Here is a 15,796-nt window from a genome sequence, read left to right as displayed (position 1 = left end):
CTTAATTATGAAAAAAGTAAATTTACTAGAAGATCCTGTTAAAAAATTATTTGCAGGTTATCTTCTTCCATCAATTAGTGCAACAATGGTTACCTCCATTTATATATTAGCAGACACTCTTATGATTGGAAGAGGAGTTGGAGCAATTGGAATCGCGGCTTTAAATATACTGCTGCCATTATTCAGCCTTTTTTTTGCAACCGGTATGCTGTTCGGAGCAGGCGGCGGCATACTCCTGTCCGTCTGTAAGGGAAAAAAAGATGAATCAGGCGCAAATCAGTATTATACAGTGGCATTTATCATGGCTGCAGGAATGAGCGTGATTTACGTAGTTTTGGGACATGCATTTTTCCTGCCTGTCACGGGATTTCTGGGTAGAAATGAAAACATGACGCCTTATGTGAAGGAATATGGAAGAATCCTCATAACAGGAGCTCCCGCCTTTTTATTTGCTTCTTTTTATCAGGTATTTGTACGAAACGACAAAGCTCCGCGCCTGGCTATGATCGCAGTGGTTTGCGGAGGAGTTTTAAATATTATTCTGGATTATATATTGATGTTTCCCTTAAAAATGGGAATGGCAGGGGCTGCCGCTGCAACTGTCATCGGAACCTGTGTGACACTCTTAATATTGCTGACTCACCTGGTTTCAAAAGGGAATACTTTAAAATTAGTTTCTGGCTTTCATTTCAGTCAGGCTATGGCTGTGGTGAAAAATGGGTTCTCCAGCTTTTTACTGGATATGTGCAATGGAATCGTAACCTTCTTATTTAACCGTCAGATCCTTTCTGTCGCAGGGGAACTTGGTGTGGTGGTATACGGTATTATCTCCAACAGTGCCTATATTGCATCATCTGTTAATAACGGTATTTCACAGGCAGTCCAGCCCATCCTGGCAACAAATTACGGGGCGGGGAAAAAAGACCGTATAAAGGAAGTAAGACATCTGGCAGAGCGTACCGCCTGTTTTTCCGGTGTGTTGTTTGCTGTAACAGGACTTTTTTTTCCAGCGCTTGTGACAGAAGCATTTGTCAGACCTGAAAAGGAAATTCTGGCCATGTCGGTTCCAGCCATTCGAATCTATTTCCTGTCTTTTGCAGCAATGGGGCTGAATGTGCTTTATACCACCTGGTTTCAGTCTGTGATGGAACCTGGAAATGCATTAAAGATCTGTCTGCTTCGGGGAATTATTTTAAACAGTATTCTGGTCTTTATTCTTCCGATTTTTATGGGAGTTACCGGTATCTGGACGGTTATGCCTGTGACCGAGGTGCTTACCCTTGTTATGTGTCGAATTATGTTAAAGAAACAGAGCTTTTGTCGAACGTAATTTCGCATATACGAACGCAAATCGCATATCGGAAAAAGACAGACTTTGTAAGTGCTTTCAATACAATTGTATTTAAAAAAGAGATAATTACTTTAAATAATCTATGAAAACCTCTTTACTACCCCTTTAATTGTGCTATAATACTTTCAGGGCTTTTCCGCAATGGAAAGCGCGGGGGAGCAGCATAATTTACACATTTGAGGAGGATTTTACTTATGGCAAGAAAATGGGTTTATTTGTTCACTGAGGGTAGTGCAGATATGAAAAACCTGTTAGGTGGTAAAGGGGCGAATCTGGCAGAGATGACTAATTTAGGGCTGCCGGTTCCTCAGGGATTTACGATTACGACTGAGGCATGTACTCAGTATTATGAAGATGGGGAAACGATTAATGACGAGATCATGGGGCAGATCATGGATCATATCGAAAAGATGGAAAAAATCACGGGCAAGAAATTCGGTGATAACGAGAATCCTCTTTTAGTTTCCGTTCGTTCCGGAGCCAGAGCTTCCATGCCTGGTATGATGGATACGATTTTAAATCTCGGACTCAATGAGAACGTAGTGGAAGTACTTGCTGAAAAATCAGGCAATCCACGCTGGGCATATGACTGCTACAGAAGATTTATCCAGATGTACTCCGATGTAGTTATGGAAGTAGGCAAAAAATTCTTCGAAGAGCTGATCGATGAAATGAAAGAAAAAAAGGGTGTTACAGAGGATGTGGATCTGAATGCCGACGATTTGAAAGAGCTTGCAAGACAGTTTAAAGAAGAATATAAGGAAAAGATAGGTGAAGATTTCCCGACTGATCCCAAGGAGCAGTTAATGGGGGCAATCAAAGCCGTATTCCGTTCCTGGGACAACCCAAGAGCCAATGTTTACCGCCGTGACAACGATATTCCTTATTCCTGGGGAACCGCTGTCAACGTTCAGATGATGGCATTTGGAAACATGGGTGAGACTTCCGGTACAGGCGTTGCATTTACCCGTGATCCTGCAACTGGTGAAAAGCACTTAATGGGTGAATTCTTAATGAATGCCCAGGGCGAAGACGTAGTTGCCGGTGTTCGTACTCCCCAGAAGATCGAGCAGTTAAAAGAGGTTATGCCTGAAGTTTATCATAAATTTGTGGGAATCTGCAGTATCCTGGAAGATCACTACAAAGATATGCAGGATATGGAGTTTACCATTGAGGACAAGAAGCTTTACATGCTTCAGACCCGTAACGGTAAGAGAACAGCAAAAGCTGCTTTAAAGATTGCCTGTGATTTAGTAGACGAGTTTATGATTACAGAAGAAAAAGCAGTTAAGATGATTGATCCGAGAAACTTGGATACTCTGCTTCATCCTCAGTTTGATGCAGAAGTATTAAAGAAGACAGAACCGGTTGGAAAGGCACTTGCTGCTTCTCCTGGAGCTGCCTGCGGTAAGATCGTGTTCACAGCTGATGATGCGAAAGCATGGAAAGAAAGAGGAGAAAAGGTGGTTTTAGTCCGTCTTGAAACCTCCCCTGAGGATATTGAAGGAATGAAGGCAGCTCAGGGTATTCTGACTGTTAGAGGAGGAATGACTTCTCATGCAGCCGTAGTAGCAAGAGGAATGGGAACCTGCTGTGTATCCGGCTGTTCTGAAATTGCCATGAATGAAGCTGCAAAGAAGTTTGTTCTTGCAGGTAAGGAATACCATGAAGGAGACTGGATCTCTCTTGATGGATCAACCGGTAAAATTTACGACGGAGTCATTCCGACTGTAGACGCAACCGTTGCCGGTGAGTTTGGAAGAATTATGGCATGGGCTGATAAGTATAGAATACTGAAAGTCAGAACCAATGCAGATACACCTGCTGATGCAAGAAAAGCAAGAGAACTTGGTGCAGAGGGAATTGGTCTTTGCCGTACCGAGCATATGTTCTTTGAAGGTGAAAGAATTGATGCATTCCGTGAGATGATCTGTTCTGATACTGTTGAGGAGAGAGAAGCAGCTCTGGAGAAGATTCTTCCTGTACAGCAGGGTGATTTCGAAGCTCTTTATGAGGCTCTGGAAGGAAATCCAGTTACCATTCGTTTCTTAGATCCGCCTCTTCATGAGTTTGTTCCAACAGAGGAAGATGATATTAAGAAGCTGGCTGATACACAGGGCAAGACTGTGGAGCAGATCAAGACAATTATCGATTCTCTTCACGAGTTCAACCCTATGATGGGACACAGAGGCTGTCGTCTTGCCGTTACCTATCCGGAGATCGCAAGAATGCAGACAAAAGCAGTAATTCGTGCTGCTATTAACGTTCAGAAAGCACATGCAGACTGGAACGTATGTCCTGAAATCATGATTCCTCTGATCTGTGATGAGAAGGAATTAAGATTTGTGAAGAAGCTTGTTGTTGAGACTGCAGATGCAGAAATTGCAGCAGCAGGCAGCAGCTTAACCTATCAGGTAGGAACCATGATTGAGATTCCAAGAGCAGCACTGACAGCCGATGATATCGCAAAAGATGCAGAATTCTTCTGCTTCGGTACCAATGACTTAACTCAGATGACCTATGGCTTTTCCCGTGATGATGCAGGCAAGTTCTTAAACTCTTACTACGATACCAAGATCTTTGAGAATGATCCATTTGCAAAACTGGATCAGACTGGTGTAGGCAAGTTGATGGAGACTGCTATCAAGTTAGGCAAGGGCGTTCGTCCTGACATGCACATTGGTATCTGTGGCGAGCACGGCGGAGATCCCTCTTCCGTAGAATACTGCCATAAGATTGGTCTTGACTATGTATCCTGTTCCCCATTCCGTGTGCCGATCGCAAGACTGGCAGCAGCACAGGCGGCGTTAAATAATAAATAGTGTACACGATAGCAATGAGTCGTGCAAAAATAAGTGTCAAAAAGTCCGGGGGAGAGCTTGCTCTCAACCGGGCTTTATGGCACTTATTTTTATAGGGCGAAGCCCGTGACCGAGATGGAGCGTAAGCGGAATCGAGGTCGGCGCGACGGAGTTACGGACCCAATTCTTTTAATCCCCGTTTTGAACATGACACCCAGTTGTCCTATCTATTATTATATACTACATCCATAACCAATCAGGAGGAAAATCGAATGAACGAAGAAATCATTGCAAAAGCAGGAGAGATCATTGCCACCAACACCGCAGGTGAAGACAAAGGATACTGCGCCTTAACACTAATGGACACTGACAACTTTCCAACAACCTCAACCATATCCGTATCAAAAGCTGACGGCATTAACTGGCTCACATTTTGTACCGGTTTAGGAAGTGATAGAACCAAACGAATTGATCAGAGCAACAAAGCCAGTGTTTGTTTTAATTCAATTGATCATAATATCACATTAGTGGGAACAATAGAAGTAATAACAGACCCTGAAATAAAAAAAGAAATGTGGTACCGTGGACTGGAGAATCATTTTAGTGGATGGGATGATCCCAATTACTGTGTTTTACGTTTCACCACAAGCCGTTACAATCTTCTCATAGATTGGAAAGAAGCCAAAGGGTTCATATAAAACAATCATTCTAACACGCAAAGGAGAACAACTGATGGAAACACCAAGAATCTTTCATATGCCCTTTTCAAGCATTTATCCGCTTTATATAAAAAAAGCAGAGAAAAAAGGAAGAACCAGAAAAGAAGTAGATGAAATAATTCTCTGGCTCACAGGCTATGATACCAATTCATTACAACAGCAAATAGAAAAGGAAGTAAGTGTGGAAGCCTTTTTTCGCCAAGCGCCTCAGATGAATCCCAATGCGTCACTGATCAAAGGAGTGATATGCGGATACCGTGTGGAAGAGATCGAAGATGAGCTGATGAGGCAGATCCGGTATCTGGACAAATTAATAGATGAGCTTGCCAAAGGAAGAGTAATGGAAAAAATATTGAGAAAATAGGGGAGAAGAGAAATGAATGCGTATGAAGAAGGACTTGGAGTTTTAGAAACATTATTTGCAAGAGACTATCAATTTGCACTGGCTACATCAAACAATAACATTCCAGCTGTCCGGTTTATTGATACATTTTATGATAATGGAGCATTTTATATAGTCACATATGGTAAGTCTCAAAAAGTAAAAGAGATAGAAAATAATCCGTTGGTTTCATTAAGTAAAGATCTGTATCGTTTTACCGGAATTGCCCGAAATATTGGTCATCCATTATTAAAGGAAAATCTTAAAATCAGAGAAAAGCTGATTAAGATATTTGAACCATGGTATTTTGCTCATAACAATGAAAATGATGAAAATATGTGTTACATCAGAGTGGATTTAGACCAGGGTCTATTTTACAAAGACGGAACTGGATACAAAGTCAACTTCGATAATAAAACTGCAGAAAAGTTTCCATTTACATTTGATATTGTAAAAATAGACTGAAAAAAAATCCAGATTAATATATGTAACCATGATACTTTTTTTTCTCACATAATAATTCTCTTTTCATACTCCAAACAACACAGAGTATCGTTTAACAATATTCTGCGCACAGCTTTTTAATCAGCTGTGCGCAGTTTTTTTCCCCCTGCATTTGCATTATAGATATTATAAACCCTTATAAACCACATTTCATAAACCACCTCATTGAAAATTACATATAAAGTCGTAAAAATTACATGCAGTCAAAATAGAGTATATTTCTTGATATAATACAGACATGAACTTGGTAGTAAAGTGATTCATTTCACGTTTACTATATATGATCAGATTCAGATTATATAACTACATAGAAAGGGGGACGAGGACATGAATAAAGATTTTGATTTAGATCTTAAAATGGACAAGGGTTCAGTAGATGTAGGAGAATCAAAAATTGCTAGTGTTGCTTACTGCACACCTGGTTGTTTAACAGGATCTACCTGTGGAACAAGTGAATGTGGAATGACAAGAAACTGCACAAACACCTGGTTATGCTACTAATTTCCATGGAAACCTAAACCCGATGCAAACGTACATGCATTTAGAAGATTTACAAAATGCATGTACGTTTACATTTTGTGGAAGTAATTTACTGGTGCATATTAAGTTTCTATTTTGGTTAGGCATACAAGAGTTAAGCAAGGGGGATACGGTTAAATTATGAAAGATTTATTCAAAGATATAGGTTCCTTTATGATAAGAACACCGAGTCTGCCAATCAATTTATTGACAGATAATATAGAAAATAAAACCAACATAGATCATACTATGTTTTTATTTGATTCTCCTCAATACAAAGATCAGTTTAATGAAGCTATTTTTGTGGCCAGCCAGGATTTATATGAATCCATGCAACACTATATTGAGGATGGCACAGCAAGGGATACGAATTATTTGTTGAATTCAATCTATAAATATTTTAGCAGAAGCTGTTCCAGATGTACTCCATTTGGATTATTCTCGACAGTTGCATTTGGCAATATTACATCTGACAGAACATTATTTGAATTAAGCAGTGCAGAATTAAAAAGAAAACCCCTGATTGATTCAGAGTGGCTATACCAAGTGGTTTTTATGTACGAAACCAAGTACTTAAAATCCCTACGATACACAATCAATGAAAGTGTTGCTATTCAGAGAAGCAAAGCAATTTTGTTTAACTGTACAAAAGACAGCGATGGAGGAAAAGTAAACAAAAAATCAGTAAAGTACTCCAATGCATTTGAAGTAGTTTTAAGTATATCAGGTGATTATGTAAGTTATTCTGATATTATAGAAAATCTTAAAAAAGAATATCCGAATGTGGAAGAAAACACATTCCATATATATATCCAATCACTCATAGAGGAAGGTTATTTAATATCCGATCTTCGTCCACCATTAACAATCATTGATCAATTTGAATACGTTATCTGTAAACTTCAGGAATACAATATAAATACAAATTCCTTAATTGACATAAAAAATCAAATTCAGGAATACTCCAATGGCTATATAAATAATACCATCGAATGCCTGACACAGATTTTTAAAAATATGAAGAGAATCTACAATTCCAAAAACTACCTGACCATAGATTCTTCCATTTCCTACAGCCAATGCAATTTGAATCAAAATGAGATAAAAAAAATAAATAAGCTCCTGAATTTATTTATACAATTTAATATCAAAGAGCCTTTCAATAGTTTGAATGATTACAAGAACAAATTTCTAGAAAAATATGGCCTTTCCAGGTGTGTTCCTTTAACTGAACTAATTGACCCTGATACTGGAATCGGTTTTCCATCCCATTATGATGGAAAGACCGGCATGAATCATTTGGGAGAATATATCAATCCCTGGATACGATTTTTTGAAAGAAAATATGTAGATTCTATTAGATATGGTCAGGAAATTGAGATCACTGATGCAGATATGGGATTGCTTTTAACAGAAGATATTGATATGGATCAGTTGCCCAAATCCATGGAAATCTACTTTAATTATGTGAAAGACAATGGAAGGGATGTCTACTATTTAAGTAATATTTTTGGGTCAACTTATGCAGGAAAATCATTTGGAAGATTTTCGCACTTAATGAAGAATCCAGAGCAATTTTTTGAAGAAATAAATAAAAATTACGGTGATGAATGCCAGGTCTGTGAATTTACCTACTTACCCGATAGTTTGTATTCCGCAAACGTGATCCGAAATATGCATGGTTCCACTTATGAAACAAGCTTTGGGACTACAAATTCCAAAGACCAGGCATTTAAACTTAAGCTAAGTGAAATTTTAGTAGAATTTAAAAACAACAAATTATATTTAAAGTCTGCGGTTAACAATAAAAGAATCATACCAACATCTACCAATATGTTCAATCCGCAGTTAAAACCCAGAATATTACGATTAATTGACGAAATTTCTTCTGATGGAATCAGGTTTTATAATAAACCCTGGCAATACTTACTGGAGAAATTTGCCTATCTTCCAACGATACGATATAAAAACTTCGTATTGGAACAGGAGAAATGGATTATTAAAATAGGCGATCTGGGTTTAACAAAACATTATGATTTTGCTGAGTTTAAAAATAAGTTTACCGAATACATAAATTCAAGAAATATACCCCTTTGGGTGGATGCTGTAGATGCAGACAAAAAACTTCTGTTAAATCTGAAAGAGGACAGATGTTTATCAGTGTTGCAGAAATTACTGGAAAAATCAGAAACTGTTGTGGAAAGATATCATATAGAATCAGAACATCCAGTGAAACTGAATGATAGTTCTTATTGCTGTGAATTGGTAATCCCATTGATTTTAGCTCAGGATGCTACCCCCCATAAGGCCAATGATTTTGACATAACCAAGAATTATGGTAATACCAGATATAAAGAGCCTTTAGATGAGTGGCTATATTTTAAAATATACGGTATTGAGGAATACGCAGATTATCTGTTAGGTGAAGCTTTGTATGATCCATTGCAGAAGTTACTTGAAAATAAGGAAATAGACAGTTATTTCTTCATTCAGTATAAAGATCCAGATTTACATCTGCGATTGAGATTAAAAGCTGATAATACTAAATTAATGGCAGTACTGCCCAAAATGTTAGATATATTAAGCCAGCTTATGAAAAAATCTTTTATCTCAAACTATAGTATTAATTGTTATGAGCTTGAATTGGAGAGGTATGGCGGATATGATTTGATGAACTATGCACATGAGGTGTTTTATAAAGACAGCATAGCAATTCAAACCATAATCTATGAAAAAAGTAATCATAATATAAAAGTGACAGATAAACTTTTAGCATCAGTGATTATTTTCTTTCATATGCAAACATTTGATTTGAGTTTTGAGGATATGTTTGTATTTCTCAATTGTGAAAATCCTACCAAGAGCTATCAGAAAGAATTTAAAGAACATAAGGATACCTACGTTGATTTCGTAATAAAGTATTTGTATCATGAAACGTTAAATCCAGAGATTGAATTTATCTTGAAAATATTATCGGTAAAACAAGAATCAATGAAAGCGTATTTAAATAGAATTGAAGAAAATTATCCGGATAACAAAGCTGTAAAATTAAGCATACTGGATAGTCTGCTGCATATGAACATGAATCGGTTGTTTGGTCCCAATACGGAATTGGAAAAAAAGATGAGAACTTTAGCACGTCATACATATTACTGTGTTTATAACAGAAAAAAAATAGGTATATTGGGTGGTAAATAATATGCAGAAATTTAAAATACTAAGTACTTCAGAAGTTAAGGAGATGCTTTCTTCCCTAAAAGTGATTCCTAAATCCATTAATATATTTTTCCAGGCCAGCAAACTGATATTTGTACTAACCATAATTATTAATATTATTGCGGGTATTGTTCCTGTAATTTCCGTAAATATATTTGGCAGCCTGATTAATGCTATTTCAGCCAAAGATTTAAATCTCTCGCTAAAGATATTAGCGATCTATATTGGGATAAGTTTTGTGTCAGGTATGATTATAAGTATAAAAACTTTTTTGTTTACCAAATTTCAATTCCTGTTGGATTATGAATTGATTAACAGGTTATTGGATAAATGCGCCATTATGTCTTTGGAAGAATTTGAAAATTCTGACATACAGGATCAGTTGCAGCATATTCTATCCCAGGTGGGATTCAGACCGTATAATATCTTTACTACCACATTGACACTTGTAACTTCCATTACTACCATACTTTCATCTGTTTATATCATGCTGATGTGGCGGCCGTTGTCAATATTTTTGATTATTGTTCCGGCATTTGCCTTTTCAATTTTCTATTTATCCATAAGTAAAAGAGAGTTTCAGACAGAAGAAAGAAATGCAAAGAAAGCCAGAAGTATATGGTATTATGAATTTTTACTTACAAAGGATCAATCATTTAAGGAAGTTAAAATTTTTAATTTAGCCAGACATATTATAAAGAGGCATAATGATTTGAAGCAAAGCGTGATTAATGAAAATTTATACAACACCAAGGTACGGCTGATTATATCTGTTGTATTTGATTTTGTTGATCAGATCTGTATGGCAGTGCTCATGATTTTAATCATATTATCCGTTATTGCAGGTGAAATCCTAATTGGTAACGCTGTTGCACTTCTAAGAATTATAAACATGATGTTTGATAGCTTTAACAGTATTATGAATATTATTTACAGCATAAATCAAAACAGTCTGTATATGTCAAAACTGATCAATTTTCTAAGCAAGCCCGGAAATGCGAATAGGAATGAAACATACAAACTAAATGATTTAGATCAGATTGAGATAAATAATCTGACCTTTGCATATCCGGAAACAGATAAAATAGTTCTTCAGAACATCAATATAAAAATCAATAAAAACCAAAGAGTTGCATTGTTCGGAAGAAACGGATCTGGGAAAAGTACATTAATAAAATTATTACTGGGATATTATTTAGTGGAAGATGATATGATTAAGATGAATGGAATCCCATTAAATAAAGTTAATATTGACAGCTTACATAAATTAACAGGTATATTATTCCAGGATTACTGTAAGTATGAACTTTCAGTAAAGGATAATATAGGGTTCGGTAATATTGATGAAATCGAGAATGAAGCCCAGATAAGAGAGTCACTGGAAGAAGCTGGTATAGACTTTCTCCCTCCTGATTTAAATCAGCAGCTGGGAAAATGGTTTTCAGATGGAACACAGTTATCTGGCGGGCAGTGGCAGAGAGTTGCTCTGGCCAGGTGCTTTTTCAAAAAAGCACAAATGTATATTTTAGATGAACCCAATGCAGCGCTGGATAAAATGGGTGAGAAAAAAATAATGAACACATTTTTTGAACTTACAAAAAACAAGATAGGTGTATTTATTTCTCATAAAATTGCACATGTCATGTTGGCTGATAAAATAATTTATCTGGACGAAGGAAAGATTGTGGCAGAAGGTACACATGAGGAGTTATTAAAAACATGTCCCTCATATAAAGAAATTTACGATCTGGAATTCGATATACCCCAAAATGGAGGCTGATTATGAATTTACCGAATGAAAAAAAACGTGAATTGGATAATTTCATAATAAATATATCAAAAAAATTGTCCGACGCAGATTATGTCCAGGAGATATTTGCTTCAAATAACACTGAATATCGATGTACTTCAGTAGCAGTTTCATATCCCGCATTATGTATCTTGTTTTCGGAACTTCAATTAAATTTTCCAGATTATGATTTTGATCAGTATGCCCATAAATATCTGGAGATCGTAAACGACTATATGGGAAAAAACAACATCTATGATATCTCCCTGTTTGACGGACTATGCGGAGTGGGGTTTGCTGCATATTGTATGTCAGACCATGGGAAACGATATCAATCGTTTATAAAGAGTCTAAATGAGTATATTGTTGATATTGCGGACAGTAATATTCTAAAGTACAGAGAACTTCCATTAAACGAACTATTTTATGATATTATGTATGGATTAACCGGAACAGCCAATTATCTGTTGAATTTTAAATCAGAGCCGAATGTGAAAGAGACATTGTTGCACATTTTGCAATATTTAACGGATATTTGTAAAGCAGGGGACAACAATATCCCCCGGTTTGCCATCCGGTCAGATGAGAGTCAATTGTTTCCTTTGGAAAATAGTCCAGAGATACGATATATAAATTTAGGGGTTGCGCACGGGATACCTGGCATACTTTTAATATTATGTAAGTCCTATGAGTCGGGAGTATATGTACAAGACCAGCTGGAAGCAATAAAACATGTGTCAGAATTTATTTTTAACAGCTGTATAAAAGACAGTGATGATATTTTTTGGGAAACTCAAAAAATATTAGGGATGGAACAGGAGAAAGCAGTACCATCCAGAGATGCGTGGTGTTATGGTACTCCAGGTGTGGCGTATTCATTATTGATTGCTTCAAAGATCCTGGATAATGAGGAAATGGGTAAGCTTGCAATTGATAGTATGAAATTATCTTTGAAAAGAATGCGGCAGGTTATCTCACCTACTTTTTGTCACGGTCTTTCTGGTTTGTGCTGCCTGACCAGAAAATTCTATGAATACACAGATGATGACTTCTTTTATGAAGTGTATATGAAGATATTGGATCATTTACTGGAATCCTACAGTGATCAATATCCGTTTGGGTTTAAAGATACAGAAATAGAGGAAGGGCATATCGTGAATAAGGATGAAATAGGACTCTTAACAGGAACCAGTGGAGTGATCCTGACTATTTTATCTTGCTATCAACCCGTTAAAACACAATGGGATTCCATATTTTTATTATAGAAAATTTCATAATTGTAAAAAAGGGGGCTGTTGCAAAAATAGATGAATAATATATTGGAGCAATAGCTTAACTTTTTTACTTTAAAATAGAAAAACCGACTCCGAAGAGCCCGAAATCCATGGTATAATTAATTATGCGAATGCTTACTCTGCCAAAGGCAGAAATGCTTTGTATGGGCTTGATGAATAAAAAGAAATAAAGTTTTTTCATGAAATGGAGCAATTGAAAATGATCAGAACAAATAGCGTTAAACAGTCAGCACTGCTAATGGTGTCCTTTATTGTTTGTATCATCAGCATGGGTTGTACAAAAACTGAAATGACTAAACAAGAACAAACTAGCACTGAGCAAGTAACAGCAGTAACTACGACTGAGGCGTTAACGACAGAAAAGGAATCGTATACTGAAACCACCATGGAAGAACCAATCCGGAATAATACACACAATATTTTTAAAGGTACAATAGGAGAATCAGAGGTACAAATGAACATCCGTAGAGAAGGTAATTCTTTGACTGCATCATATATTACTCGAACCGATGATGAAAAAACACTTCGTGGAGAAATGAAAAGTCCAACGGAATTCGAGTTAAATAATATTGAAGTCGGATATTTAAAAGGCACTGTTTATGATGGCAATTTAAAAGGCACCGGCATTATTTCCGGAAAAGATGTAACGATTAGTCTGTATTTGTCAACGTTTATGCCTATAGGATATGATCCTGATGATTACTACAGTGGAGATCGTATTATGAGTCGTCAAATGACATCAACAGAAGTTGAAAATTTTGCCAAACAGATAAAAGAATCTATAACAGATAAAGAAAAATTCATAAAATTGTTTCGATATCCACTTGATATTCGAGTAAATAAAAAAGTTATTCCTGTACAGAATGAGGATGAAATGTCAGATCAAATTGATACTTTGTTCGCTGAAACGGATTTTCGTGAGCAGATTGAAACAATGTATACAAAATATTTATTTACAAATTACCAAGGGGTATGTGTCGAAAACGGAATTCTTTGGTTTGATAAAGATGATAATGGTAATTTTAAAATCTGGTCACTTAATTATCGGGATTCTAACCACCTTAACGAATAGATGGTTTTGCGGTGTACATAAGGGATTTCCCCGATGATGCAGATGGTGATATTTTAAGGAATTCCTCTCCTGACCGCAATAAACACAGATCACTATTCTGATATTTTACTTATATAGAAAGAGGGTGTCACTCCATCACTTTATTTTAGTGATTTTGCGACACCCTCTCAGAATTTTATTGTAACAACCCCTCCGAACTTGGTGTTACTCAGATAAAGCTGACCTTCGTGGGTTTTGACTACCTGTGCGGCAAACCAGAGCCCGAGACCATTATGACCGTCTGCACCACGAGCCGTATCTCCCCGCCACAGTCGTTCCGTTGCATGTTGTAAAGCCGCCTTACTAAATCCAGGGCCTTCATCACATACAGTCACCTGACAGCCGCCATCTGCCATACTCCCTGTCAAATATACGCTTCCGCCAACCGGTGAATGTTCTATGGCATTTTGTACTACATTTCCAAGGGCGCGAAGCAGATGATCTTTTTGAACGTTTGCAGAACCGTTAAGGTCATTCTGGACTTTCATGCATACTCCCCTTGCTTCTGCAATAGCCGTAGTGTTACTGATCAGCTGGTCAAACAGAGCGTACAGGCTGTTGCTTTTAAAAGCCTCCTCCTCACCTGCCGAGGCTTCCAGGAAACTTGTAACATACTGCCTGGCACGTTCATTGCTGGCTGCAATTGTTTCCATCATCCTACGGCTGCTTTCAGGAAGTTCTTCATCAAGCAGCAGCTCAGCATTTCCTCCCACCAGGGTGAGTGGAGTTTTTAAATCATGGGCCAGTGCGGCTATTTCTGCTTCCCGTTCCTGCTGTGCCGCCCACTGGGAGGACAGGGAGTTGTACAAAGCATCTCTCATATGCTCCATTGCATCAAGTGCCTGATCGTATTCCCGTATTCCTGCGTGTGGAATTGTAAAATCCAGTTCCTGTGCACCCACCTTCCGGCTAACCTCACCAAACAGCTTCAGCTTGGCAGCAAGACGCCGACGAAGCCACAGGGTGTTAAACAGCAGACAAAACACCAAGGCTGCACCCAGCGATGACAGCCACATAAATTCAAAGGGGGGCAGGGCGCCTCGCAGAACAGGATTTGCAAACTCTGATCTGTAATAATATCGTATGATTACCGTGCTTCCATCCCCATAAGTGTGTCTGGAAACACGCATATTAGATGCATCTTCGTGTAAAAGACTGGTCAGTTTTTTCAGTTTCCTTCCTTTGGTGTTGCTTTCCAGAACTTTCCCGTTATGATCAAATAAAGCGTAATCTGCCAAAAAATCCTCACCTGGAGAAACGAAGGTTTCCGGGTCACCAGCCAGCATTTGCTCTACCTGCTGGCTGGAAGTATAGGCATTATAGAAAAAGCCCGTGTTTACAAGGCGGATAAATAACCAATACCATAAAAAGCAGCATAATAGCATGCAGCCAAGCATAACAATGCCAAAACGTAAAAGAACAAAGGAAAGACTTACAGATCTTCGTTTTTTCGCCATTTGTAACCCACCCCCCAAATTGTATCGATAGGACTGATGCCGTGGGCTTTCAGCTTGGCACGGATATTTTTAATGTGCTCTGCGACAGCGGACGGATCTCCCTCTGCGTCAAAGCCGAAAACGGCTTCGTATAATTGTTCTTTGGTAAACACCTGTCCGGCATGCAGTGCCAGATGCTCACAGATCGCATATTCGCCCTTGGTAAAGGGCAGTGTGTGTTCACCAGCAAATGCCGTTTTTGCCTGTATATCGAAGCGGACGCTGCCTCGTCTTAATATGTGGGTTGGCTGGCGCACTTCCCTCCGGAGATGGGCGCTTACCCGGGCGCGCAGCTCTGCAATACTGAAAGGCTTTTTAATGTAATCATCTGCTCCCAGGCCAAAGCCCTGGACGAGAGCCGAATCTTCTGCTTTAGCGGTTAAAAACAGGATAGGGCAATCCACCTCGGTACGGATCCGCCTGCAGAAGGAAAATCCATCCTCGCCGGGCATCATTACGTCAAGAAGCATAAGATCGTATAATCGGCATCTGGCGGGCTGTAAGGAAGCGGCATTTGCTTCAGTGTCCACCTGGTAACCTTCTTTTTCCAGGGCAGTGCGTACCAGAGCCAGCATATCCAGGTCATCGTCGATGACTAACAATTTTGGCATAG

General features: G+C 38.1%; 12 protein-coding genes. 10 read left to right on the top strand and 2 right to left on the bottom strand.

What is annotated here, in order from left to right; genetic code table 11:
- Positions 1-7: 7 nt before the first annotated feature.
- The 10 genes from ABS301_RS10350 to ABS301_RS10305 all read left to right on the top strand — a co-directional run bounded on the left by ABS301_RS10350 (position 8) and on the right by ABS301_RS10305 (position 13,648).
- On the top strand, positions 8-1,330 hold the full coding sequence (locus tag ABS301_RS10350) for an MATE family efflux transporter (RefSeq protein ID WP_349672159.1): 1,323 nt from the start codon (positions 8-10) through the stop codon (positions 1,328-1,330).
- Positions 1,331-1,545: 215 nt separating this feature from the next.
- Positions 1,546-4,173: a pyruvate, phosphate dikinase gene (gene ppdK / locus ABS301_RS10345; RefSeq protein WP_349672158.1), complete on the top strand. Its 2,628-nt coding sequence runs from the start codon at positions 1,546-1,548 to the stop codon at positions 4,171-4,173.
- Positions 4,174-4,424: 251 nt separating this feature from the next.
- A complete protein-coding gene (locus ABS301_RS10340; RefSeq protein ID WP_349672157.1) occupies positions 4,425-4,850 on the top strand; it encodes a pyridoxamine 5'-phosphate oxidase family protein in 426 nt (141 codons plus the stop codon).
- A gap of 34 nt (positions 4,851-4,884) precedes the next feature.
- The gene (locus ABS301_RS10335; protein WP_349672156.1) at positions 4,885-5,235 is read left to right on the top strand and encodes a DUF2200 domain-containing protein; all 351 of its coding nucleotides are present in this window, start codon (positions 4,885-4,887) and stop codon (positions 5,233-5,235) included.
- Between the two features lie 12 nt (positions 5,236-5,247).
- Positions 5,248-5,718 (top strand): pyridoxamine 5'-phosphate oxidase family protein, encoded by a 471-nt coding sequence (locus ABS301_RS10330; RefSeq protein WP_349672155.1) that lies wholly within the window; start codon positions 5,248-5,250, stop codon positions 5,716-5,718.
- A 366-nt stretch (positions 5,719-6,084) separates the two neighbouring features.
- Entirely contained in the window at positions 6,085-6,258 is a 174-nt protein-coding gene (locus tag ABS301_RS10325; RefSeq protein WP_170819691.1) for a gallidermin/nisin family lantibiotic, read from the top strand.
- Between the two features lie 159 nt (positions 6,259-6,417).
- The gene (locus tag ABS301_RS10320) at positions 6,418-9,474 is read left to right on the top strand and encodes a lantibiotic dehydratase (RefSeq protein WP_349672154.1); all 3,057 of its coding nucleotides are present in this window, start codon (positions 6,418-6,420) and stop codon (positions 9,472-9,474) included.
- 1 nt (position 9,475) lies between these two features.
- Positions 9,476-11,272: an ABC transporter ATP-binding protein gene (locus ABS301_RS10315; RefSeq protein ID WP_349672153.1), complete on the top strand. Its 1,797-nt coding sequence runs from the start codon at positions 9,476-9,478 to the stop codon at positions 11,270-11,272.
- A 2-nt stretch (positions 11,273-11,274) separates the two neighbouring features.
- Positions 11,275-12,546: a lanthionine synthetase C family protein gene (locus ABS301_RS10310; RefSeq protein ID WP_349672152.1), complete on the top strand. Its 1,272-nt coding sequence runs from the start codon at positions 11,275-11,277 to the stop codon at positions 12,544-12,546.
- 229 nt (positions 12,547-12,775) lie between these two features.
- The gene (locus tag ABS301_RS10305; protein WP_349672151.1) at positions 12,776-13,648 is read left to right on the top strand and encodes a hypothetical protein; all 873 of its coding nucleotides are present in this window, start codon (positions 12,776-12,778) and stop codon (positions 13,646-13,648) included.
- 167 nt (positions 13,649-13,815) lie between these two features.
- Here ABS301_RS10305 and ABS301_RS10300 read toward each other — a convergent pair whose 3' ends face one another.
- The gene (locus ABS301_RS10300) at positions 13,816-15,144 is read right to left on the bottom strand and encodes a HAMP domain-containing sensor histidine kinase (protein ID WP_349672150.1); all 1,329 of its coding nucleotides are present in this window, start codon (positions 15,142-15,144) and stop codon (positions 13,816-13,818) included.
- The gene (locus ABS301_RS10295) at positions 15,120-15,794 is read right to left on the bottom strand and encodes a response regulator transcription factor (RefSeq protein ID WP_349672149.1); all 675 of its coding nucleotides are present in this window, start codon (positions 15,792-15,794) and stop codon (positions 15,120-15,122) included. The genes ABS301_RS10300 and ABS301_RS10295 overlap by 25 nt, the downstream gene beginning before the upstream one ends.
- Positions 15,795-15,796: the final 2 nt, after the last annotated feature.

This window comes from Lacrimispora sp. (genome assembly GCF_031982545.1).
Lineage (GTDB): Bacteria > Bacillota > Clostridia > Lachnospirales > Lachnospiraceae > Lacrimispora.
This window is presented reverse-complemented; position numbering and strand designations above follow the sequence as displayed.

Bases quoted from the DNA above. Each gene is read 5' to 3' on its own strand.
- ABS301_RS10315 (WP_349672153.1), top strand. From the start codon at position 9,476: ATGCAGAAATTTAAAATACTAAGTACTTCAGAAGTTAAGGAGATGCTT.
- ABS301_RS10300 (WP_349672150.1), bottom strand. From the start codon at position 15,144: ATGGCGAAAAAACGAAGATCTGTAAGTCTTTCCTTTGTTCTTTTACGT.
- ABS301_RS10330 (WP_349672155.1), top strand. From the start codon at position 5,248: ATGAATGCGTATGAAGAAGGACTTGGAGTTTTAGAAACATTATTTGCA.
- ABS301_RS10295 (WP_349672149.1), bottom strand. From the start codon at position 15,794: ATGCCAAAATTGTTAGTCATCGACGATGACCTGGATATGCTGGCTCTG.
- ABS301_RS10305 (WP_349672151.1), top strand. From the start codon at position 12,776: ATGATCAGAACAAATAGCGTTAAACAGTCAGCACTGCTAATGGTGTCC.
- ABS301_RS10350 (WP_349672159.1), top strand. From the start codon at position 8: ATGAAAAAAGTAAATTTACTAGAAGATCCTGTTAAAAAATTATTTGCA.
- ABS301_RS10335 (WP_349672156.1), top strand. From the start codon at position 4,885: ATGGAAACACCAAGAATCTTTCATATGCCCTTTTCAAGCATTTATCCG.
- ppdK (WP_349672158.1), top strand. From the start codon at position 1,546: ATGGCAAGAAAATGGGTTTATTTGTTCACTGAGGGTAGTGCAGATATG.
- ABS301_RS10320 (WP_349672154.1), top strand. From the start codon at position 6,418: ATGAAAGATTTATTCAAAGATATAGGTTCCTTTATGATAAGAACACCG.
- ABS301_RS10310 (WP_349672152.1), top strand. From the start codon at position 11,275: ATGAATTTACCGAATGAAAAAAAACGTGAATTGGATAATTTCATAATA.
- ABS301_RS10325 (WP_170819691.1), top strand. From the start codon at position 6,085: ATGAATAAAGATTTTGATTTAGATCTTAAAATGGACAAGGGTTCAGTA.
- ABS301_RS10340 (WP_349672157.1), top strand. From the start codon at position 4,425: ATGAACGAAGAAATCATTGCAAAAGCAGGAGAGATCATTGCCACCAAC.